Origin of the sequence: Leptothermofonsia sp. ETS-13, from assembly GCF_049200465.1 — a bacterium.
Taxonomy (GTDB): Bacteria; Cyanobacteriota; Cyanobacteriia; order Leptolyngbyales; family Leptolyngbyaceae; genus Leptothermofonsia.
Window position 1 is genome coordinate 3,598,504 of record NZ_CP120836.1, and the last position, 19,593, is coordinate 3,618,096.

The 19,593-nt window shown below is 50.4% G+C and carries 21 protein-coding genes and 1 tRNA gene; 8 read left to right on the forward strand and 14 right to left on the reverse strand.

Features of this window, described 5'->3' with window-relative positions; all coding sequences use genetic code 11:
* The first annotated feature begins 27 nt into the window (after positions 1 to 27).
* Both P4D80_RS16320 and mutL read left to right on the forward strand, forming a co-directional pair.
* A complete protein-coding gene (locus P4D80_RS16320; protein ID WP_421655061.1) occupies positions 28 to 1,266 on the forward strand; it encodes a geranylgeranyl reductase family protein in 1,239 nt (412 codons plus the stop codon).
* A 41-nt stretch (positions 1,267 to 1,307) separates the two neighbouring features.
* Positions 1,308 to 3,005, forward strand: a complete 1,698-nt coding sequence (gene mutL / locus P4D80_RS16325; protein WP_421655062.1) for a DNA mismatch repair endonuclease MutL — start codon at positions 1,308 to 1,310, stop codon at positions 3,003 to 3,005.
* 10 nt (positions 3,006 to 3,015) lie between these two features.
* On the opposite strand, the gene P4D80_RS16330 is transcribed toward mutL, so the two are convergent.
* The 5 genes from P4D80_RS16330 to P4D80_RS16350 form a co-directional block, all read right to left on the reverse strand.
* The gene (locus tag P4D80_RS16330; protein WP_421655063.1) at positions 3,016 to 3,378 is read right to left on the reverse strand and encodes a DUF4342 domain-containing protein; all 363 of its coding nucleotides are present in this window, start codon (positions 3,376 to 3,378) and stop codon (positions 3,016 to 3,018) included.
* Positions 3,379 to 3,579: 201 nt separating this feature from the next.
* Positions 3,580 to 4,743, reverse strand: a complete 1,164-nt coding sequence (locus P4D80_RS16335) for a pyridoxal phosphate-dependent aminotransferase (RefSeq protein ID WP_421655064.1) — start codon at positions 4,741 to 4,743, stop codon at positions 3,580 to 3,582.
* 136 nt (positions 4,744 to 4,879) lie between these two features.
* On the reverse strand, positions 4,880 to 5,179 hold the full coding sequence (locus tag P4D80_RS16340) for a hypothetical protein (RefSeq protein WP_421655065.1): 300 nt from the start codon (positions 5,177 to 5,179) through the stop codon (positions 4,880 to 4,882).
* A 39-nt stretch (positions 5,180 to 5,218) separates the two neighbouring features.
* Positions 5,219 to 5,434 carry a hypothetical protein gene (locus P4D80_RS16345; RefSeq protein WP_421655066.1) on the reverse strand — a complete coding sequence of 72 codons (216 nt, stop codon included), beginning with the start codon at positions 5,432 to 5,434 and terminating at the stop codon, positions 5,219 to 5,221.
* Between the two features lie 403 nt (positions 5,435 to 5,837).
* Positions 5,838 to 6,014, reverse strand: a complete 177-nt coding sequence (locus P4D80_RS16350) for an NblA/ycf18 family protein (protein WP_421655068.1) — start codon at positions 6,012 to 6,014, stop codon at positions 5,838 to 5,840.
* A gap of 597 nt (positions 6,015 to 6,611) precedes the next feature.
* On the opposite strand from P4D80_RS16350, the gene tnpA reads away from it, so the two are divergent.
* Entirely contained in the window at positions 6,612 to 7,016 is a 405-nt protein-coding gene (gene tnpA / locus P4D80_RS16355) for an IS200/IS605 family transposase (protein ID WP_421655069.1), read from the forward strand.
* On the opposite strand, the gene P4D80_RS16360 is transcribed toward tnpA, so the two are convergent.
* A complete protein-coding gene (locus tag P4D80_RS16360; protein ID WP_421655071.1) occupies positions 7,002 to 7,139 on the reverse strand; it encodes a hypothetical protein in 138 nt (45 codons plus the stop codon). The two genes, tnpA and P4D80_RS16360, sit on opposite strands and share 15 nt — an antisense overlap.
* Positions 7,140 to 7,442: 303 nt before the next feature.
* On the opposite strand from P4D80_RS16360, the gene P4D80_RS16365 reads away from it, so the two are divergent.
* Together P4D80_RS16365 and truB are read left to right on the forward strand one after the other, a co-directional pair.
* On the forward strand, positions 7,443 to 8,366 hold the full coding sequence (locus tag P4D80_RS16365) for a methyltransferase domain-containing protein (RefSeq protein ID WP_421659550.1): 924 nt from the start codon (positions 7,443 to 7,445) through the stop codon (positions 8,364 to 8,366).
* Positions 8,367 to 8,372: 6 nt separating this feature from the next.
* Positions 8,373 to 9,326, forward strand: coding sequence for a tRNA pseudouridine(55) synthase TruB (gene truB, locus P4D80_RS16370; RefSeq protein WP_421655073.1), 954 nt, complete (start codon positions 8,373 to 8,375; stop codon positions 9,324 to 9,326).
* Here truB and ebsA read toward each other — a convergent pair.
* The 5 genes from ebsA to P4D80_RS16395 all read right to left on the reverse strand — a co-directional run bounded on the left by ebsA (position 9,315) and on the right by P4D80_RS16395 (position 13,956).
* Positions 9,315 to 9,692, reverse strand: coding sequence for a type IV pilus biogenesis protein EbsA (ebsA, locus tag P4D80_RS16375; RefSeq protein ID WP_421655074.1), 378 nt, complete (start codon positions 9,690 to 9,692; stop codon positions 9,315 to 9,317). The two genes, truB and ebsA, sit on opposite strands and share 12 nt — an antisense overlap.
* 274 nt (positions 9,693 to 9,966) lie before the next feature.
* On the reverse strand, positions 9,967 to 10,659 hold the full coding sequence (locus P4D80_RS16380; RefSeq protein ID WP_421655075.1) for a DUF928 domain-containing protein: 693 nt from the start codon (positions 10,657 to 10,659) through the stop codon (positions 9,967 to 9,969).
* Between the two features lie 268 nt (positions 10,660 to 10,927).
* Entirely contained in the window at positions 10,928 to 12,874 is a 1,947-nt protein-coding gene (locus tag P4D80_RS16385) for a CHASE2 domain-containing protein (RefSeq protein ID WP_421655076.1), read from the reverse strand.
* A gap of 291 nt (positions 12,875 to 13,165) precedes the next feature.
* Complete coding sequence (locus P4D80_RS16390) at positions 13,166 to 13,666, reverse strand: hypothetical protein (RefSeq protein ID WP_421655078.1); 501 nt, start codon at positions 13,664 to 13,666, stop codon at positions 13,166 to 13,168.
* 23 nt (positions 13,667 to 13,689) lie between these two features.
* Complete coding sequence (locus P4D80_RS16395) at positions 13,690 to 13,956, reverse strand: transposase (RefSeq protein ID WP_421655080.1); 267 nt, start codon at positions 13,954 to 13,956, stop codon at positions 13,690 to 13,692.
* Between P4D80_RS16395 and P4D80_RS16400 the strand changes: the two genes are divergently transcribed.
* Positions 13,949 to 14,251 carry a transposase gene (locus tag P4D80_RS16400; protein WP_421655081.1) on the forward strand — a complete coding sequence of 101 codons (303 nt, stop codon included), beginning with the start codon at positions 13,949 to 13,951 and terminating at the stop codon, positions 14,249 to 14,251. The two genes, P4D80_RS16395 and P4D80_RS16400, sit on opposite strands and share 8 nt — an antisense overlap.
* Before the next feature lie 290 nt (positions 14,252 to 14,541).
* The gene (locus P4D80_RS16405; protein WP_421655082.1) at positions 14,542 to 15,273 is read left to right on the forward strand and encodes an HAD family hydrolase; all 732 of its coding nucleotides are present in this window, start codon (positions 14,542 to 14,544) and stop codon (positions 15,271 to 15,273) included.
* A gap of 513 nt (positions 15,274 to 15,786) precedes the next feature.
* Here P4D80_RS16405 and cutA read toward each other — a convergent pair.
* The 3 genes from cutA to P4D80_RS16420 form a co-directional block, all read right to left on the reverse strand.
* Complete coding sequence (gene cutA, locus P4D80_RS16410; RefSeq protein ID WP_421655083.1) at positions 15,787 to 16,134, reverse strand: divalent-cation tolerance protein CutA; 348 nt, start codon at positions 16,132 to 16,134, stop codon at positions 15,787 to 15,789.
* 288 nt (positions 16,135 to 16,422) lie between these two features.
* Positions 16,423 to 16,507 (reverse strand) — tRNA-Ser (locus P4D80_RS16415).
* A gap of 63 nt (positions 16,508 to 16,570) precedes the next feature.
* Complete coding sequence (locus P4D80_RS16420) at positions 16,571 to 18,838, reverse strand: ComEC/Rec2 family competence protein (protein ID WP_421655084.1); 2,268 nt, start codon at positions 18,836 to 18,838, stop codon at positions 16,571 to 16,573.
* Between the two features lie 401 nt (positions 18,839 to 19,239).
* Between P4D80_RS16420 and P4D80_RS16425 the strand changes: the two genes are divergently transcribed.
* The gene (locus P4D80_RS16425; RefSeq protein ID WP_421655085.1) at positions 19,240 to 19,428 is read left to right on the forward strand and encodes a hypothetical protein; all 189 of its coding nucleotides are present in this window, start codon (positions 19,240 to 19,242) and stop codon (positions 19,426 to 19,428) included.
* The last annotated feature ends 165 nt before the right edge of the window (positions 19,429 to 19,593 follow it).

Sequence of the window (19,593 nt, forward strand, 5' to 3'; positions counted from 1 at the left end):
TCGCAAAAGCGAGTCAGGGATAAATCAGTGAAAAGTTACGATCTTATTGTTTGTGGTGCTGGACCGGCGGGAGCGACAGCGGCTGCGATCGCAGCCAGGGCAGGGTTAAGGGTTGCGTTAATTGAAAAATTTCCCCTGCCTCGTCATAAAACCTGCGGCGGTGGTATGCCAATGGTAATGAAGGATTTCCTTTATGACCTTGCACCCGACGCTTTTGTAGAATCCGATGTGCTCTACTTTCGCCATACCTGGAATTTTGGCGACTCCTATCTTGCCCCCATCAATTTGCCTGACAAAGACCGGAAATTGTCAATTTGGATGGTGCAGCGTCCGATTTTTGATGATGCCCTCGCTCGACAGGCAACCCGGTCTGGAGCAGAGTTGCTGGACGGGGCGGCAGTCCGATCTTTGACCATTGAAGGAAATCGCGTCAGGGTTCGGGGCCAGATGGTGGGCAATCGTGGAGCTTCCAGCCAGGGGAGCGACTTTAATGTTGTTGCCGATTATGTGATTGGTGCAGATGGTGCCAATGGAGTGACGGCGAAAGCAGCAGGTTTGCGGCAAAGGCGGGCGATTGCCCTGGGTATGGAAGTGGAGTTTCCCTATCAATGGAGCAATCAGCATCCTGTACTGCAATCTGAAATTGCTCACCTGGAATATGGTGCGGTTAAACGAGGATATGCCTGGATTTTCCCAAAAGCTGAGCATCTCAACGTCGGTGCCGGAGTGTTTCATCCCGGTGGTGGAGATGCCCGCAACGCTCGCTCGGTTCGTGAACGATTGCGCCAGGCAATTTTTAATTACTTAAATAGTTTTCAGTTACCCTATGATCCGGAAAAGCTGAAGTTCCATGCCCACCCGCTGCCCGTTTGGAATGGTAAAGAGCAGGTACACAGTACGGATGGGCGGATTCTGCTAGCTGGAGATGCGGCTGGTCTCATTAACCCATTCTTTGGCGACGGAATTTTGCATGCCGTCAAGAGTGGGGCGATCGCGGCAAGCTGCATCGCGGAAGGTAACAGTCAGGCATATAGCGATCGCATTCACGCCGAATTTGCGGCCAATTTTGACGCTGCACGTTTGCTCGCGCAGATTTTTTATCGCTTTCCCCACGTCTGCTACCAGTACGGCGTCAAACATCCAAAAGCAACCCACGCCGCTGCCCAACTCCTGGCAGGCAATTTCACCTTCAGCAATATTGCGGGTCGGGGGCTCCGTAGCGTTTGCCGCTCAATGATTAGCAGGTTGATTCCGGTGAGAGGGTGAATCCAACTACCAACCCCACTCCATCTTCTACACTAGGAGTCATGCAATCTGGGATTGAGGCGTTACCGTTAGACGTTGTTCATTTGATTGCGGCGGGTGAGGTTATTGACTCGCTGGCGGCTGTTGTGCGGGAACTTGCAGAAAATGCTCTCGATGCAGGAGCCAGTCGAATTTCTATTTCTCTTTATCCGGATCAGTGGCGAGTTCGGGTTGCAGACAACGGTCATGGGATGAGCCTGGAGGATCTGCAACGGGCGGCTTCTCCCCATACCACCAGCAAAATCCGCGATCGCCAAGATCTGACTAAGATTATGAGCCTGGGATTTCGAGGTGAGGCCTTGTACAGCCTGGCTCAGTTAGCGGATTTGGAAATTGTCAGCCGCTCCGCTAACAGTCAAGAAGGCTGGTGGGTTGCTTACGATGCGCAGGGAAAGGTTTGCCAGGTGGAACCCGCAGCGATTGCGCCCGGTACAGTTGTCATTGGCGATAACATCTTTGGCAACTGGCCTGCTCGCCGTCAAGGTCTACCACCGATAACTCAACAGCTCAAGGCGGTGCAGGCCGTGGTTCATCAAATGGCACTTTGCCACCCCCAGGTCACCTGGCAGGTTGAGCAGAATGAGCGCGAGTGGCTCACGCTGTGGATGGGCAAAACTGCACGACAGATTCTTCCGCAAATTCTGCGCGATGTGCAGGGGAACGATTTGCAGGAAATCGTCTGGCGGGACGAATGCGAAGAATCTCCTCTCTCCTCCGCGTCTTTCCTTTACCTCCTTCTCGGTTTGCCCGATCGCTGCCATCGCCATCGCCCCGACTGGATTCGGGTGGCATTAAATGGGCGGTTTGTGCAAATCCCAGAAATGGAACAAACCATTCTGGCGGGATTCCGACGCACCCTACCGCGCGATCGCTTTCCTGTTTGCTTTGCCCATTTTCATATCCCACCCGAACACATCGACTGGAATCGCCATCCTGCCAAGTCAGAGGTTTACCTGCACCACATGGACTACTGGCGAGAGCAACTGACCAAGGCAATTGAAAAAGCCTTACAACTCAGTTCGATTAATTTCTCCGACACTCTTTACTTTGATCGGGTGGGTAAGGTTTTAAAAACCGCTGAAGCGCAGAGTCATTACAATGCCAGTAGAAGCCAGGAGCCAGGAACTAGGAGCCAGAAGTCAGAACTAGAACCTCACTCCTCACCCCTTCGTGCGATCGCCCAGGTTCACAATATGTATATCCTCGCTGAACATTCAACGGGTGTATGGTTGATTGAACAACACATTGCCCATGAGCGAGTGTTGTATGAACAGTTGTGCGATCGCTGGCAAATAGTGACACTGCGATCGCCCATTGTTCTCAACCAACTTTCCACCGCGCAGGTAGAACAACTACAACGCCTGGAAATGGATATGGAGCCTTTTGGTGAGCAAGCCTGGGTGGTACGCACCGCTCCAGAACTCTTAGCTCAGAGGGATGATTGTGCCGATGCTCTTTGGGAGCTGAGTTTGGGAGGTGATTTACAAACAGCACAGGTTGCCACCGCCTGCCGCAGCGCCATCCGTAATGGTACCCCACTCACCCTACAAGAAATGCAAACTCTCCTCGACCAGTGGCAGCAAACCCGCAACCCCCGCACATGTCCCCACGGTCGCCCCATCTGTCTCACCCTGGAAGAATCGGCCCTATCCCGCTTCTTTCGCCGCCATTGGGTGATTGGTAAAAGTCACGGGATTTAAGGAAGGCCTTCTAGTTACTTACCTTTTTCTCAATCACAACTGTAAGGTGAGCAACTAACGCCCCAATCACACCGATCGCTGCAATCACAGGAAAGATTGCTGCACTCAGAACCCCACCAACCACCCCCACTGTTAGCGGAATTTCAATCAGCGTATTCCCTTCCTCTGTCTTGAGGATAATTCGACGAATGTTTCCCTGGTGAATCAGTTCCTTAATTTTGCTCACCAGAGCATCCCCACTGATCTTAAATTCTTCAACGCGCACATCTTCTTTGGGAGGCTCTTGAGGGCTATCGGTTACAACAGGGGTCGTTTTAACTTCAATGGTTTGCAGGGTGTCTTGAACTTGTTTGTGTTCTTGCATATCGGTCATCGTCAGACCTCCTTGTAACGTCTATGATTCAAGTCTGATTACAACTCTAGTAGATCAAAACAAAAGTTTTGAAGGGGGTGGAGGGGGTAAAACCCCTTCTGGAGATGAAGCCCCTACTCCCCCATGTTGCAAAATTTATGACTTGCAATACTAGTGTCGCTAATTTCAAAATTTTGGACCTCCTGCTTTTGGGGCATTTTTTTAGAGGTTGCAAACTGCCATTTGAATTCGTTGCAACGCCTCTTGAATATTCTCTAAGGAGTTTGCATAGGAAAGCCGTAAATATCCATCTCCAAATTTGCCAAACGCAGTGCCTGATAAAGCAGCAACTCCGGCCTCTTCTAGCAGGTAATCTGCCAGTTGATCGGAAGAGAGAGGCAGTTGAGTGACGTTTGGGAAAACATAGAATGCGCCAGCGGGCCTGAGGCAGCGAATCCCTGCAATTGCATTCAATCCATCGACGATCACATCCCGTCTTCGCTTAAATTCGGCGACCATCTGTTCCACGGCATCCTGGGGTCCTGTGAGTGCCTCAATTCCAGCGATTTGAGTAAACGAACAGGTGCAGGAATTGGAATTAATCATCAGGCGAGTGATGTGTTCAATCATCGGTTTTGGCGCCACACCGTAGCCCAGTCGCCAACCCGTCATCGAGTAAGTTTTTGAGTGCCCATCCAGCAGGATGGTACGCTCCTTCATACCAGGGAACTCCAGGATACTTGTGTGCTGCCCTTCGTAAATAATACCGGAGTAGATTTCGTCGGAGAGAATGAAGAAGTCATGTCGGTTAGCAAGGTGGGCGATCGCTTCCAAATCCTCCGCCTTCAGCAGCCCGCCCGTTGGGTTTTGGGGAGAGTTTAGAATGAATAACCTAGTGCGATCAGAAATGGCATCAATCAAGTCATCGATTCGGAAACGAAAGTCCACCTCTTCTCGTAATGGTAGCGGGACAGCTCTCGCACCCACAAAGTTAATCACTGACTCATACACGGGGAAACCTGGATCAGGATAAATCACCTCATCACCCACATCAATTAACGCCATAATGGTGAAGAAAATGATGGGTTTGGCACCAGGTGTCACCACAACCTCATCTGGATGAACCTCAATCCCTCTGGTTTTTGCCACATGGTTTGCAATCACTTTGCGAAATTCCAGCAAACCTGCTGCCGGACCGTAACCCGTATACCCATCCTGCATCGCCTGGAAGGCAGCCTGGCAGACATTCACCGGAGTTGGAAAATCGGGTTGCCCAATTTCCAGATGGATTATACTTTTACCTTGAGCTTCCAGATTCTTAGCCCTGGCAAAAACCTCAAAGGCAGACTCCGTGCCTAAACGATTCATCCGTTCTGCAAATTTCATTATCATTTTTTCCTTAAATTGTTATGGCTTTATGGTGGTGCCCAAATCGTAATGGTTTTTGAGCAGATAGTGATGTGCGACTAGCGCCGCACATCATTACCTTGTTAGGTCTACGGGCTTTATAGGGAATGGGAATCTACTCCCCAATGCAGACCCAATTATCCAGTGCATAGGAGGCATAGGATAGTACAGGCGGGCGGCCTGACTTCTGAGCAATAGTGTAAAAGGGAGTGTAAAAGGGAACTGTCAGGTTACGGGGTAGTACCTGAACCGGAAGAGCTTCTCCCCAAACGTAGGCATAGGTCGGGTAGGAGTAGATCTGCATGGCACGACGCAGTTGCATTTTGTCCAGAATTTCTTGATCAATAGACATTATCGGAAATAAATGCATTATCGGAAATAAATGGCTCGATATGATAATGGGCGATAAAACCATGAAAATTGACAATTTTATGCAAGGAATTGACTTCCTTTCTTATTTCCGATTAAGTCTAATATTGATTTCTGGAAGCTGGGCGATCGCCCGTCGAATCTTTTCCCTGCGAGAGAGATCGACAATTTCGTCGTAATTTTGCCTAAAGCGAATTCCTAATCGCTGCATCATGGTATGCCAGAACTCAGCACAGTATTGGGCAAACCAGACATGAAGCTCCGCATAGGAATGGACTCCAATATCTCGGATCAACGCCACAATATTGGTTGCCTGAATCTGCTTAGCCGACGGAATCCAGACAGGTGGCGAACCCTGTTGGAGGTGATTTCAATCCAGGAATGTAACCTTATATAGCTCTACGCAAGTGCGTTAGGACATTGGAATTAGAGAGGGAGTGGGGGCTTCGCCCCCAGCCAAGGGTGGAACCCCTGCACCCTGCCCTAACCACAATGACTACCGCTATAAGGGAGTTGGTGAAGCGCAAAGGGCTGCTTTGGCTGCAAGATCTGTTGAATGAACTGTTGTCAGCATTCAGTTGCAGGTAGCGAAGCAAGCCAGTAATTGATCTGCGGCAAAAAAGGTGATAGCCGTATTTTGCTCCACACCACAATCAACTATCTGCTCCAGCGATAGCTGCTTAACCATCGCTATTCCTCTCTTTTCAAATCAAACAACCTTTCATCAATTCCCGGATAACGTTATCTTTCACCATCGATTGCCGTGCTATTTGCACCAATATTTCCTGCATCTGCTCACGTGACATTTGCTGGGCAGATTCCTCAATTAACCTCATTTGAAATTGTTGTTCTAACGTTAAGCTAAAAGATGAGTGATTCATCGCAGATCTCCTTCCGCAAATAAAAATTCTAAACATGAGAGGGTGCGCGATCGCTGGCTTATTAGTAAAGATCGGTTTTGCAACCAGGAATTACGCAATCCGCAAGATTTCGTTGCGGGTTTTCCAGCGTCATGACAGTAAGGGATTATGACAATCAATTTCCTCCGCTCATCCCGAATTGCGGAAAGATAAGGGCTCCTCAACCCTAGGATTGAGATCTGCAATTTTCCCGGTCAGATATTGAAGTCATTCCCGCAGGATGAGTAAAACGAAGCGTGCCCATCGAAAGGAATTTGCCTGAAATGGGCATGGGCAATGATCCTTTGCTCATCCTACAGACGTTTGTGTAGATTAAATGAACTCAATCTTCCATGCTTACCTGCTATGTTCGACCACCACAGCAGGTAGGATTTGAAGTGCGCCTTGTCTCATCTAAAATTGAATTCCTCAGCGAACCTATAGAACGCCGCCATGAAACGCCAATAGGGGAATGTTTCAGTGCTTTACAGCTTTCGCCCTCTTAAGAAAGATTGAGCAGATACTAGAAGTGAAAAAGTATCGTACCTAATATTATATCCGCATTAAAAACTTAGTGCCATGCACCCAAATAAGGGCTATCGCAACGTTTACAGCCTCAAGTTTTATTTAGTGCTGGTTACCAAGGATCAGTGCAAGCTAATTAATTCGGAGATTCTGAAGCGTCTCCATGAGATCATGACAGCGACCTGCCAAAAATGGGGTTGTTTGCTAGAAGATTTCCATGGAGATGAAAATCATGTTTATCTGTTGATTGACTTTCCACCTGAAGTTCAACTAAGCAAGCTGGTGAATAATCTAAAAACCGTTTCCAGTCGTCTGATTCGCAAGGAATTTAAGGCCTGTATTGATAATTTCTGTAAAGATGCATTCTGGCACGGCACTTACTACATCACCTCCTGCCGCGGCATGACGATCGAGCAACTCAAGGACTACGTAGAAGACCAGCGCTTAGCGGCCCGTTGATCCCAAATCCCCAACGCGATCGCCTTCACCATCAGTTGCCCAGCTCAACGGGATGCAAGCGCCCGTGATTGCCATCCATTGCAGGGCGATCGCCCCTCGCTGGATATGGGATTGAGGGTGCAAAAGCCAACCCCCACAGGCTTTGCAACAATCAGTGATTCCATGAATAAGAGGGCAACTATACCGCGTGATCGCACTCTTTGTCATTGCTGGGTTAATATCTCAGACAGGGAACAGACGCTTAACCAGCAGAGTCTATAAAACGGCAAAAGTCAATGGAGGTTCTCCTGAGAGTTCGGTAATAATCATCCAAACAAAATCAATAGTCCAGAGATTTTGTTCGGGATGAAAGAAGCTCTTACATGACTCTTTCAATAGCAGACTGCAAGAACCGCAGTGGAATGATTAGGAGGAAATGTCGTGGCGATGTGGAAAACGGTAAGCTTTGGGATACTGAGTGTTGCCAGCCTGGGTGTCATTTTGCCAGGAATCTGGGTTAGTCTTCCGGGCAATGCTCAATTAACTCCACCGCCCAGTCCAGAGGTCAGCCCATCGCCAGTCAAACCGGATAGCTCCTCTCCCATGTCTGAACGGGTGGTGACGAGCCTGCTGAAGCTGGCAGAGGTTAGCCAGGATGATGTGCTATATATTTTGGGCTCAGGCGACGGGCAGTTGGCGATCGCCGCTGCCCAAACCTACAAGCCAAAGCGCATTGTGGTGATTGACCCCAATTCCGAACTGATCCAACAGAGCCAGGCCAATGCTCAAGAGGCTGGGTTCGGCGATCGCATCCAGTTTTTACAACAGGAGCCCCTCCAATCAAACCTCCGGGAAGCCACAGTTGTTGCAATTTCCCTGCCCACAGAGAAAGGTCAGCAAATTCGCTCTAAGTTGCTGGCAGACTTAAAACCAGGTACCCGCATCGTCTCCCATGGAATGCCAATGGGTGACTGGAAACCAGATAAGTCCATTTCAGTTTCCCGCTCGTCTCAGCAAAACCTTTACCACTGGATTGTACCTGCCAACATCGAAGGCGACTGGCAGGGGAGCCTGGAGTACGCCCCCGGTCGCCGCCATCCTTATACTCTCCGGTTCAGCCAGCAGTTTCAGAAGGTAAAAGGCGATGTGATTGTGGACGGGCAGAAATACAACATTCCTAAAATTGCCCTGACGGGCGATCGCCTCACCTTCAGCCGCACTGAAAACATCCAGGGGCAGACCATGACCGCTGTTTTCAATGGCCGAGTTCAGGGCAATACCCTCAAAGGCATTGCCGAGCTTGATGCTGGAATTCTGTCCAGAAAATTTCCGGTCATTGCCAAACGCAGCACCCGGCAAGCGGCACAGTAGGGGAAAATGCACGGTTTCCTCAATCTCAACAAACCCTTCGGCTTCACCTCTCATGATGGTGTGGCGAAAGTACGCCGGTTGCTGAAGCTAAAGCGGGTAGGTCACGCAGGCACATTAGACCCGGCAGCGACTGGGGTTCTGCCCATTGCGCTGGGTCGAGCAACCCGGCTTCTGCAATTTTTGCGTCAGGATAAGGCGTACCGGGCAACCATTCGGTTTGGCATACGGACAACCACCGATGACCTGGAAGGGGAAACTCTGCTGGCCCAGCCTGCACCTGAACTGGATCTGGAAACGGTCAAAGCTCTGCTGCCGCACTTTCAAGGAACCCTGCAACAAGTGCCGCCGGATTACAGTGCCATTCAGATTCAGGGCAAGCGATTGTATGAACTGGCGCGGAAAGGGGAAACTATTGCTGCCCAGCCCCGTTCGGTAGAGGTGTTCAGTATTGAAGTATTGGGCTGGAGATCGGGAGAATTCCCTGAAGTAGATCTGGCGATCGCCTGTGGTTCAGGTACCTACATTCGGGCAATCGCACGCGACTTGGGCAATGCTCTCAAAACTGGTGGAACCCTTGCCGCCCTCATTCGGACAGCCAGCAGTGGCTTTGAACTGGCGAACAGCCTGACTCTAGAGGAGTTAGAAATTCAAGTTCAGGAAGGAAGGTTTCAGCCTATTTTGCCACAACTGGCACTGGAGCATTTGCCCGTGATCGCCTTGTCTGACTCCCCCGCCCGTCGCTGGTGCCAGGGGCAGAAGGTTGAGGTGAGTGAATCTGATTGGGCTGCCCCCTCTGCTGAAGGAGCAGGAAAAACTACCGTTTCAACGGCTAACCTCGTTCTGCGGGTTCACCATAGGAACAGCCAATTTTTGGGAATTGGGCAGGTAACTCGTGGTCCGACTGGCTTAGTCCTCAGCCCCAAAGTGGTTTTTGCAGATGCCGAAGGGTTAATCATCTAACCTGAGGAGCTTACGGTAAAAGGCTTGAGAAAAATCTGCCAGTCGGGCACGCTTGAAGTTCATGATGACCTCAATCAGAAAATCTACGAACTCAAAATTGGCCAGCATCAGTTCATAGCTTAGTTCTGCATTACCGTCAAACTGAATGCGACACCGGGTTAAATCCGCCGGTAAGGTTGAAACGTTCCAGGTTGCAATAAAAGAAATACTGTCGCCACCTTCAATTTTGCGCTGACCTTCCAAAACCCCTTTCTGGTAGAGGCTGATTGCCAGAGGCAGGAGCGATCGCTTGGCTGCCTGAGGATAGTAGGGGATGTAAACACCTACCTGATTATTCGGAGCAGGTTGAAGTTTGTCAATGGACATGCTTAATCTTCCTAGATATCCATCGGGATGAAAGTAGGTCAGTAGAGCTCGATGGCTCTACTAAAGTATTCCCCAAATTTTAGCGGCAATGAACTGAGTGGGAAAATTTTGATTGATAGAGGTGAAGGAGTGTAAGGGGGTAGGGAGACAGGGGGTTAGGAGTCCGAGATGAGAAACTGGGGGCTAGAGGCCAGAGATTTAATGTTTAGGACAAGCCAAACCCAAAGCTCATCTACCCATCTCCCTATTACCCTCCTATTACCCTATTTCCCCTTTACCTTCTCCCCTCACTCAGGATCGAGCAAGAAGCTATGAGTGGTTCTGTGGCAAATTCCTGTAGCTGAACGGATTGCAGTAGAGTGAACCAACTGGTCAGAGAAGAGGAGTCTTTGGGGTTTGTGCATCGTTGTTGGGCCAGAGTAGCGATCGCATCCTGCCAGACTCCAGAGGAAGCATAAATCGTGGCGCGACTGTAGGCCGTGGGTGCTTTCTTGAGCTGGCTCACCAGTTCCTTACTGGGCTGGATTCGCTGCACAACTCCTTCCACAAAGGGATTGCGTGAGGGTTGGCCGGGGTCACAAACAATCGTGAACTGCCAGTAGAAATCCTGGCCGGTTTTCAGGACAGATGTGGTCACTTTTTCGGGTACGGTGTAACTGACGACTCCCGCCGTTCCCGGCAGGGCGATCGTGGTTCTGTAAAGTTGGCTATCATTGCCATCCAGCAAGGCGAACTCAGCCATTTGAGCCGAGGTGGGTGGCACATACCAGAAAAAGGTAGGGCTGTTAGAAGTGGTAGCGCTGAAGCCGTCAATCGGGGTCAGAGGCATTAAAAATTTCTGCCCTTCCATACAGGTACCCCGTGTACCCGCTCCTTCCCGCCGCCCCGGTAAGCCTCGTTTGGGAGGACGATACTCCTGGGCAAATGTTAGCAGTGGAACACTGACAATCACCAATCCCAAAACCATTGATAAGACAGAAATAAAAGGTTTATTGCGAAACATAGGTATTGGAAGTTATTAGCTGTTAATTGCTAGTTAAGCAGGGGGTAAAGGGGGTGAATGAGTGGATGAGTGGATGAGCTTTGAGTTCTAAGCTCTAGTTTTGAGTTGTCCCAATACCAGATCCCTGGCCCTTGGCCCCCAGTTTCTTGTCTCGGACTCCTGCTCATCTCGGACTCCTGCCTCCTGTCTCTTACATCCTGGTTTCTTTCTTTCCTGATTTCTTTCTTCCTGCCTAGCCCATGACTTTTGGCATAGTGGTGGCATAACCTAGAACCCGGTAAACATCAACCATCTGTTGTTTCCCCTTGAGGGCGAGGGGTCCCCAGGGTTCAACCTCAAACCGATCCTCCAGATGCACCAGGGTTTCCCTGGCGATCAGAATGCGGCAAACGTCGCTCTGGCGGCTTTTCTCGTAGCTTTCCAGACGGGCAGCGATGTTAACACTGTCGCCAATCACGCCGTACTCCAGTCGATCTTTGCCGCCGAGGCTTCCGGCAACAATGGGTCCAGTGAAGATGCCAACCCGCATTTGAGCTGTTGGCAGACCCCGTCGCTGCCAGTCTACGTTGAGTCGCTGAAGCTGATCGCGCATGGCCAGGGCACACTCAACGGCAAAGCGGGCATCCGCAGACACTTCGATGGGAGCTGTGCGGTTGATGGGAACCCCGAACACTGCCAGCATGCCATCTCCAGTGAACTTGTTAATGATGCCGTGACGGGTGATTACCTCCTGGGTAATCGCGCTCAGGTATTCGTTCAACCACTCCAGCAGGTTCTCTGGGGGCATGTATTCAGAGATGGTGCTGAAATCCTTGATGTCGGTAAACAGCATGGTGGCATAAAGCCGTTGCCCAGGTAATTTGCCCGATTTGAGCAGGCGATCGCGGCTTTTCCAGAGAGCATTGGCAATTTCGGGGGAGGTATTTTGCCCCAGCAGTTTCATCATCATCTGCTGCTGGCGATAGGCTTGCTGTGCCCGGTAGGCAACCATTAAACCTGCTGCCATCAGCAATCCCAGGGCCGGGGAAACCACAGGTACCCACCCCGCCTGCAAAAAGAAGCCATAGAAGCAAATGCCACCCAGAATTACTAAAACAACCAGCGTTACCCCAATCAACCCAAGGGGATGACGAATAAACCAAGCAAGGCTCCCACCTAGTGTCGCCCAGGCAGCAATCCACAGCACTTCTACCCAGTCACTCCAGTACCAGAACAAATGCTGCTCACCCAGTGCAGCACTCAAAATATGGCTCACTATTTGAGCGTGGATGACAACACCTGGCATAGTCCAGTTGCGATCGCGGGCTGCCGCACTGTAAGGTGTTAAAAAGACATCTTTAACACTGCGGGCACTGGTACCAACTATGACAATTTTGCCTTCAACCCAACGAGGGTCGAATTCATTGTTCAGGACCTGGGTCAGACTCACCTGCTGTGCCAGATTTTGCCGTGCCCGGTAGTCAAGCAAGATTTGATAGCCTGCCGCATCCATATTCTGGTAAAGAGCTGAACTGGACTCCAGTGGAACAAATTCAGCTTTGCCCAGGCGGAGATGTTCAGGGTTCAATTGTCCCGCCTGGGGAGTTATTCCCTGATTCTGGAGATAGGCGATCGCCAGTTGGAGCGAAAACGAGGTCAGGGTAGTAGATTCCGTATCGGCATACAGCAAACTCCGACGGATGACACTATCGGTATCAGGAGGAATATCATTGAAGCCAATTCGTTCCTTCGGGACACCCGGCGGCGCGGCAACTCCCAGATCTTCTTCATCGCTGATCTTGGTAATCACCACTACATTAGGTGCTTTCAGTTGTTGGGCCAGTTCACGGTTTCCCGGTTCTTGCGGCAGGTCCCGGTAAATATCCAGCCCAATGACTTTCGGTCGATACTTTTGCAGCTTCGTCAGCAGACTTGCCACGGTCAGGTCAGAAAGAGGCCAGCGGTTCTGGTTTTTAATATCTGCTTCGTTAATTGCAACCAACAGCAAGCGGGGGTCAGGGGGCGCATCCTGGCGCAGCCGCATCATCTGATCATAGGCTGCCAACTCTGGCGGTTGAAGCCACTCTAGCTGACGTGCCACCACTAAACCACCCGTCACGGTAAGACTGGTTGCCCCAATGGCAAACGGCACCAGAATGGCCTTAGGCAAACTCGCCGGGTTGAGCCGTAGGAGCCACATTGGAAGTTTTTTGCTTGATACAGATGCTTTCAAATTCAAACTACCCAAGCGGTTCCGGATGCTTGCCGGAGGTGATTTTAATGAAGTGATGCACCTGTATCAATTCTAACAATGGAGCTGACCCCCTTGGTAGGGGTCACTTTCCTATTCAATACCGCTTTCCTGTTTCAATAAGGTATACACATGCAGTTGATTAAAATCCTGATAAGTTGACTGCCTGACACATTTCAATTAGTCATAGGCAGATTAAGCCTTGCAGGTTCTTAGTAGTGCAGAAAACTCAGGATTGTCTCAATATGAGAATGCAATGACTTTAGAGAATTCGATCCGGCTATCAAAGGCGGTTCGTTTCTTTTGAGAAGCACAAGCTGGAGGTGGGTTTGTTTGGGTCAACGCCACCAGCGACGGCAAGGGTAAGCGCTGATAGCAAAGCCCTGCCAACTGTCGCAGACCCAATTGCAGAAAACTCAAACCGCGCTCTCCATGCCAATCAATGACAGTATGTTGTCCTGCTTGCAGCAGCATTCCTAACATCACTGCAATTAAGGTGGCACAGTCGAGCAGCATCAATAAACAAGTCAGTGCCTGAGCATTGCGCAAACCGGAGTGCAAAACCTCAAAGGCAGCAGACTTGTAATCCTTGAAATGGGGTTCAATGCCCCCAAAGCGCTGACCATAAAGCACCAAGGTTTGCAGCGAGGGCGGACGGTCAGACAACACTGCCCCAGCGTCTTTCGCATCGCCTTGGTGAGCAGTGGCAAGATGACAGGCAATATCAGTGAAGACCTGCACGTTAGGGTATAAGGTAAGCCTGCCTAAGGGGGCGGGGTGAGGTGTTCCACCGAGCGTATTTGCCCATTGGCGAGGGTAACGGCAAGATCCGACTTGACCCGAATTGCCCAAGACCACTGCTGCTGCCTCAACCAGCGAACCAGGGCAGCATGTTCAAAGCCTCGGTCGGCTAACAAGGTGACCTGCACCTGCGTAGAGCTATAAACCACTCGGCAGGCCGAAAGCACAAAATGAGGCGGAAAATTGTAACCCGGTTCTTGCAGATGCGACGCTGCGCAATCAGTGCGCAATCAGATTGAGGGCAAATTGGGGGTCGGCAAGCGTCGCTTTAGCCTCGGTCGGGTCATGGCGAAGCTGGCTCCAACCGCTGAATGTACGATTGCAATCACCTTCCGGGTGATGAATTGGGAGCGGCTGCTCCAACTGCTCCTTTTTGTCTTTTGGGCGGTTGGATTCTGGCTTAAGCATGCCTTTGCACTCTCTCGAACCAGGCAGTACTTTCATCAATGGCAATGGGCGATCACTCCAGGATCAGTAGAAGGCCGTCTACCTCACTCCAACTTTTTCGGTTCTGACTTGTGGTAGTGCATCAAAGCAGCGTGGGAAAATTTGTAACAATTGCCAGGAGACCTTCATTTGCCTGTCTTCAGATTTGAGTCAATCAAACCTGAAAACCTTGGTTAAGTTATGACCCCACATTTCTCTGATTCACGATCCGACTTGTTCAGCAAGCCCGAATTAGGAGTATCGACCTTTTGAGAGTTTGGGTGTACTACACTCCTAGGAGTGTAGCAGGCTATCAATGTTTCACGTTTTGTTTTGAGAATAAACCGGGGATGATAGCTTGAATGAAGAAAAGTTAAGAGGAGATGGCTGTGCAATCAACCCTTCCCCTGACCGTAACCGTTGCCACTTCTAGTAAAGTAACCCGGCTAGCAGCCTTCCTCTTTGATTTAGATGGAACGCTGGCAAACACTGACCCGTTTCATTACCGCGCCTGGAAGGAACTGCTATACAACTTTGGCATTGATATTGACGAGAAGTTCTACAAAACCCGTATTAGTGGACGGTTGAATCCGGCGATCGTTCAGGATTTACTTCCCCAGCTTTCACCTGAAGAGAAACAGCAGTTTATTGAGCAAAAAGAAGCCCGCTTTCGTGAACTGGCTCCCCAACTGACACCCCTGCCAGGGCTAACGGAGGTAGTGAAATGGGCAGAAGTAAGGGGACTGAAACAAGCCGTAGTAACCAATGCCCCTCCCCAAAATGTCCATCACGTATTAAGAACCCTGCGTTTAGATAGTCAATTTGATCCGGTTGTGATTGCAGACGAATTGGGAATTGGCAAACCTGACCCTGCTCCATACCTACATGCGCTCAAGCAGCTCGGCATCCGTGCCAATCAGGCAGTGGCGTTTGAAGACTCTCCCTCTGGGATTCGTTCCGCTGTAGGCGCGGGGATTCCAACCATTGGAATTGCCTCTACCCAAGACCCAAAAGTACTTTACACCGTTGGGGCAACACTAGTAGTGTCTGACTTCGCCGCTCCAGAGCTTTGGGCCTTTCTGAGTAATCTATCGAGTGCGCCAGATCATGCCTATTCGTGACGGTCGTCACAGCCGGTCACTCTGTGTGATCACGGGTCGGTAATATCCCGGTCACGCGATCGCCTTAAGATTATCACAACCCCAACACGACTGTGATCACCCGTAAATCCCCCGATTCATTGGACTATAAAGATAACAAGCCCCCAGGAACAGGCACTTGCCCATTCCACCTTGAGACAACGACACAGCTAACTTTAATGACGCTCCCCAAGGGCGTCTTTAGAGTTTTTAAGGAGAAAGAAGGAAATTCTTTTCTTAATTGTTGGTCGTTGGTGATTAGTGATGTGGGAGGTGAGAACCAGTTGTTAGTGGCTGGTTGTTAGAGAGGGATAAAGGGGTAGATAAGTGGTGGAGTGATGGGGTGATAGGGGAATGGGGTGATGGGGTGAGGTTTCTTTGGGTTTATCAATTTTTTGTGGCAATCCTGGAAAGGGGGTTGGAAATCAGGGTTTCGAGAAGTCAGAGCCCCGTTTCTAGAACACCCTCGTTTCTTTACTCCATCCCCCCATCCTCTCATCCACTCTCCCTCCCAACCTGTTCCCCAATCCAATTCAGATAGGGTTGCGAACCTGCCAGAATCGGTAGAGCAATAACTTCTGGCACGTCGTAAGAATGAATTTCTCGTACTTTGGCTTCTAACACCTGAAACTTTGCTAGGTCACACTTAATCATCAATTGCCATTCATCCTCTTGGTGAACAGTCCCCTGCCAGGTGTAGATAGAGTGAACCGGGAATAGGCTGACACAAGCGGCTAAACGAGATTGAACGAGTGCCTGGGCGATCGCCTCCGCCTCTGCCTTTGAAGAGGCAGTAACCAGCACTACACCGTAGCCATCGTTTTCTGCACGGCTGTTCATCATCCAAACCCAGCGTCAATTGCTTAACTCTAACGAATCTATAAGGAAACACCTACCACTTTCAAGGCAACCTCCCATGACCTACTAGTAGATCAAAACAAAAGTTTTGAAGGGGGTGGAGAGGGTGCCCCCCCACTCCCTCTCTAATTCCAGTGTCCTAACGCACCCGCTTAGAGCTATACTCTGTGGCTAGAACCATAGCAATCCTATTTGGATTGTGAGAAAGGATTCCTGCGGAATCCTTTCTCACAAAGTCTCTGAACTTTACGACTGATGTAAGACTTCTATATACGGAGAGGGGGGGATTCGAACCCCCGTTGGGTCGCCCCAAACCTGATTTCGAGTCAGGCGCATTCAACCACTCTGCCACCTCTCCAGGGGAATCTTCAGTTTTTGATCTGGACTTTTTGCAAGTCTTTTCCGATTCACTCTAACCATTTTACAAGGGGGAAGGGGCATTGTCTTTAGGATGCAAAATTGTGCTGAACCCCTCGGCAGGAGACCATTCAATTGCCCCATCACGGCCTGTCCAGAAAAGCTGGATACGCCGGCTCTGAAGATAAACTGCTGTTTTGGTATGAACGGTTTTGCTGGATGCGATCGCCACCTCCGGTTTTAACCTCGCAATCAGAGCGGGGTCCAGAAACTTCCCTGACCACCATAGCACTTGAATTTGGGGTAAATTTCCTGTCTTTAAGAGTGCCCTTTGCTGCTCTGGCGAGATCGTCCCAACCCAGAGCCATTTCTGGTTTGATACCTGGAATTCAACGATGGCTGGCTCTATGCTGATCTGACGGAACTGAATGGTTCCCATCTGGGCGGCTCGCTGGGTTGGGAGCGGTAGTAAGGAAGAGAGGCGTTTGGCTGAAGGATGACTGGAAATCTCCTTTAGACCAGGGGAAGGGGCATAAAGGAGCCGGATGGGTAGATGGTTCATTACCTTTTCCCACCCCGGCGAGGGAAAAGGAGATTCGGTTGCAATGGCCCACTGAAGTTCGTTCACACCTTCTTTTTGCAGAAATGGCAGAATGCTGAAGTTGACGGTTGACTCGTCCCCTCCTCCATTTACGAGTGCTGTTCGTCCTGCATCTTGAATCACCATCACAGGTTGGCCTGATGTTGCCAAAACTGTAACCCGTAACAGAGTTCCCCTTGCCTGCCATGCCGGAACAATCACCAGCCCCAGCCCCACCAGGAGAGCCAGCCACCACTTTCGTCGCCACCAGGGTTGCAGCCAGGTGAGCCCCAGCAAGGTGTAAAGCACGATCGCCGTCAATGCTGAAATCGTTCCAACAGCGTAGGCATTACCAGGTAACTGGCTAAACCAATCGACCACAACCAGCAACCCTTGAGTGGGATATTTCAAAAGCCACGCTGCCGCACTCCCTGCTGGAGACCAGACCAGAGCCGCCAGTGCGCTCACCATTCCCCCTAGACTAAGTATCGAAATCAGCGGCGTTGTCACCAAATTTACCGGAATCGTGTAAGGCGATAGCACTCCGAAAGTGTAGAGTTGAAGTGGCAATGTCCACAAATAAGCGGCGATGGGAACCGCAACCAAGGACGCGATCGCACTGGGCATCCAGTCCAGCCGCTTCATGAGTGGCGGCACTGTTACCAGCAGTCCCAAAGTTGCCAGAAAACTGAATTGAAATCCTAAATCCCAGATCCAGAGGGGATTGAAAAGCAATAGCAGCGTCGCTGCCACCAGCAATGCCCCCAGAGGTTTAATCTTACGTCTTACCAGTAGCGCTACCAGGCTACCAAACCCCATCAGGGCAGCCCGCAGAACCGCTGGTTGCAGTCCAGTCAGGCCAACAAAGATACTTAGTGCCAGTGTTCCCAGAACAAACTGAACCAATCCCGAAAAGCGCCGAGTCAGAGTGAGGACAACTCCCAAAATCAGGGAGGTCTGAAACCCCGATGCAGCAAGGGCATGGGCTAGCCCAACTCGTGTGAACTGGTCTTTCAGGTCATAGGGTAAATCAACCCCCCGGCTACCCAGCACCATCGAGCTGAGGAGAGGCCCCTCAGGACTACCGAGCCAGCGAATTTGCGATCGCACAATCCGCTGCTGCACCATCCACCATCCCCAACCGGAAACTGTTTCTGGTAGGGCAACCTGCTTTCCCCGCAGCCCCGCAAAGCAGCCCTCCCGTGCCAGGTATTTCTGGAAATCAAATGCTCCTGGATTGGCTGCAGACCTGGGTTGGTAAAGGGTACCGAGCACGTTGATCTGCTGCCCCACATGAACCCCAGTGGCTTGCAACAGGGGAACCGTCACGTAAAGTTTACCAGTAACTGACCTGGAAGGAGAGCGGTTGTTGTCGCCCACCCGCACCTGAACCTGTTGCACCTCCAGCCAGAACTGGACTTTCTGGCTACGAGTCAGGCGTGGCGAACTTTCCACCTGCCCCTGAACCTGTACCGTCAATTCTCGATTATTTCCATCTGGCGGAATCAGCTTGCTAACATCATGGGCTGTGGGTTGCGGCACTCTCACCTGAAAATATAGGCTTGCCAAAAATCCCACGATCCCTGCTATAAGCCAAATTCGAGCGCGAGGCGCAGTTCTCCAGCAGCGGGGAATGACTACAGCACAGCCAATTCCCAGGATCAGAACCAACCAGCCTCCCCACCAGACGCCAGTAGAAAGCAGCCCCAGGATATACGCTAGACACAAAACAATCCCGTGTGCCAGACCCATGATGCAACCCCAACCGCAATTAAAAAGCCCCAAGCAATGCTTGAAGCTAGGTTAAGGATGCCCAGGATCAAGAAAAATTAGCGTCCAGGCCAATACGAATCCACGGTCTTAACTATGAGTTACAGCAATATTTGTTACAGCAATATTTGACACATTAAACAACAAACAACCGTGCAAAATTGGTTTCGTTTTCGGTAAATACTAGCGGAACCAGACGATCGCAATATATAGTAGCCAAGCAGTACTTCCTGGAATAGAGGATCAGTATGATGCGCTTGAATGACGTTTTCGGCATTACCGATATTTTGCAAAATCGGTTTGACTCTGCCATTAATACCAATTTAATTTTTATGTGCTAAGACAGGGAAAAAAGCCATCAGGAAAACAATCTCAGGATAGGGGTGTGCAAAATCGAGATCCACGAAAGCGAAGCAGAACTAAAAGAACTGCTGCGAGACCAGAAAACAGCGAGCAGCAAAGAGCGATCCATCTATCGGCTCAAAGCCAAGTTGAAGGTGCCTCGTCCGCGCAGTATTGGGCAACAACCGCAGCAGATGACAACTTTAAAGAAACCTTTGCTACTCGTTTAGCGCTGATGCGATTGGTCAACCGGGCGACCCATGTGCGCTAATGGTGCGAGGATGAATCTCGCTGAGGGTTGAAAACCCTGCCATGTCGCCAGATTACGGCCAAAGGTGTCAAGCCTATTGGACCGGTGCAGTAGCAACGGGAAACCTTATATAGCTGTCGTCAGG

Coding starts and splice junctions, on each gene's coding strand:
- mutL (WP_421655062.1), top strand. CDS start 1,308: ATGCAATCTGGGATTGAGGCGTTACCGTTAGACGTTGTTCATTTGATT.
- P4D80_RS16330 (WP_421655063.1), bottom strand. CDS start 3,378: ATGACCGATATGCAAGAACACAAACAAGTTCAAGACACCCTGCAAACC.
- P4D80_RS16335 (WP_421655064.1), bottom strand. CDS start 4,743: ATGAAATTTGCAGAACGGATGAATCGTTTAGGCACGGAGTCTGCCTTT.
- P4D80_RS16340 (WP_421655065.1), bottom strand. CDS start 5,179: ATGGTTTTATCGCCCATTATCATATCGAGCCATTTATTTCCGATAATG.
- P4D80_RS16350 (WP_421655068.1), bottom strand. CDS start 6,014: ATGAATCACTCATCTTTTAGCTTAACGTTAGAACAACAATTTCAAATG.
- tnpA (WP_421655069.1), top strand. CDS start 6,612: ATGCACCCAAATAAGGGCTATCGCAACGTTTACAGCCTCAAGTTTTAT.
- P4D80_RS16365 (WP_421659550.1), top strand. CDS start 7,443: ATGTGGAAAACGGTAAGCTTTGGGATACTGAGTGTTGCCAGCCTGGGT.
- truB (WP_421655073.1), top strand. CDS start 8,373: ATGCACGGTTTCCTCAATCTCAACAAACCCTTCGGCTTCACCTCTCAT.
- ebsA (WP_421655074.1), bottom strand. CDS start 9,692: ATGTCCATTGACAAACTTCAACCTGCTCCGAATAATCAGGTAGGTGTT.
- P4D80_RS16380 (WP_421655075.1), bottom strand. CDS start 10,659: ATGGTTTTGGGATTGGTGATTGTCAGTGTTCCACTGCTAACATTTGCC.
- P4D80_RS16385 (WP_421655076.1), bottom strand. CDS start 12,874: ATGTGGCTCCTACGGCTCAACCCGGCGAGTTTGCCTAAGGCCATTCTG.
- cutA (WP_421655083.1), bottom strand. CDS start 16,134: ATGATGAACAGCCGTGCAGAAAACGATGGCTACGGTGTAGTGCTGGTT.
- P4D80_RS16420 (WP_421655084.1), bottom strand. CDS start 18,838: ATGGGTCTGGCACACGGGATTGTTTTGTGTCTAGCGTATATCCTGGGG.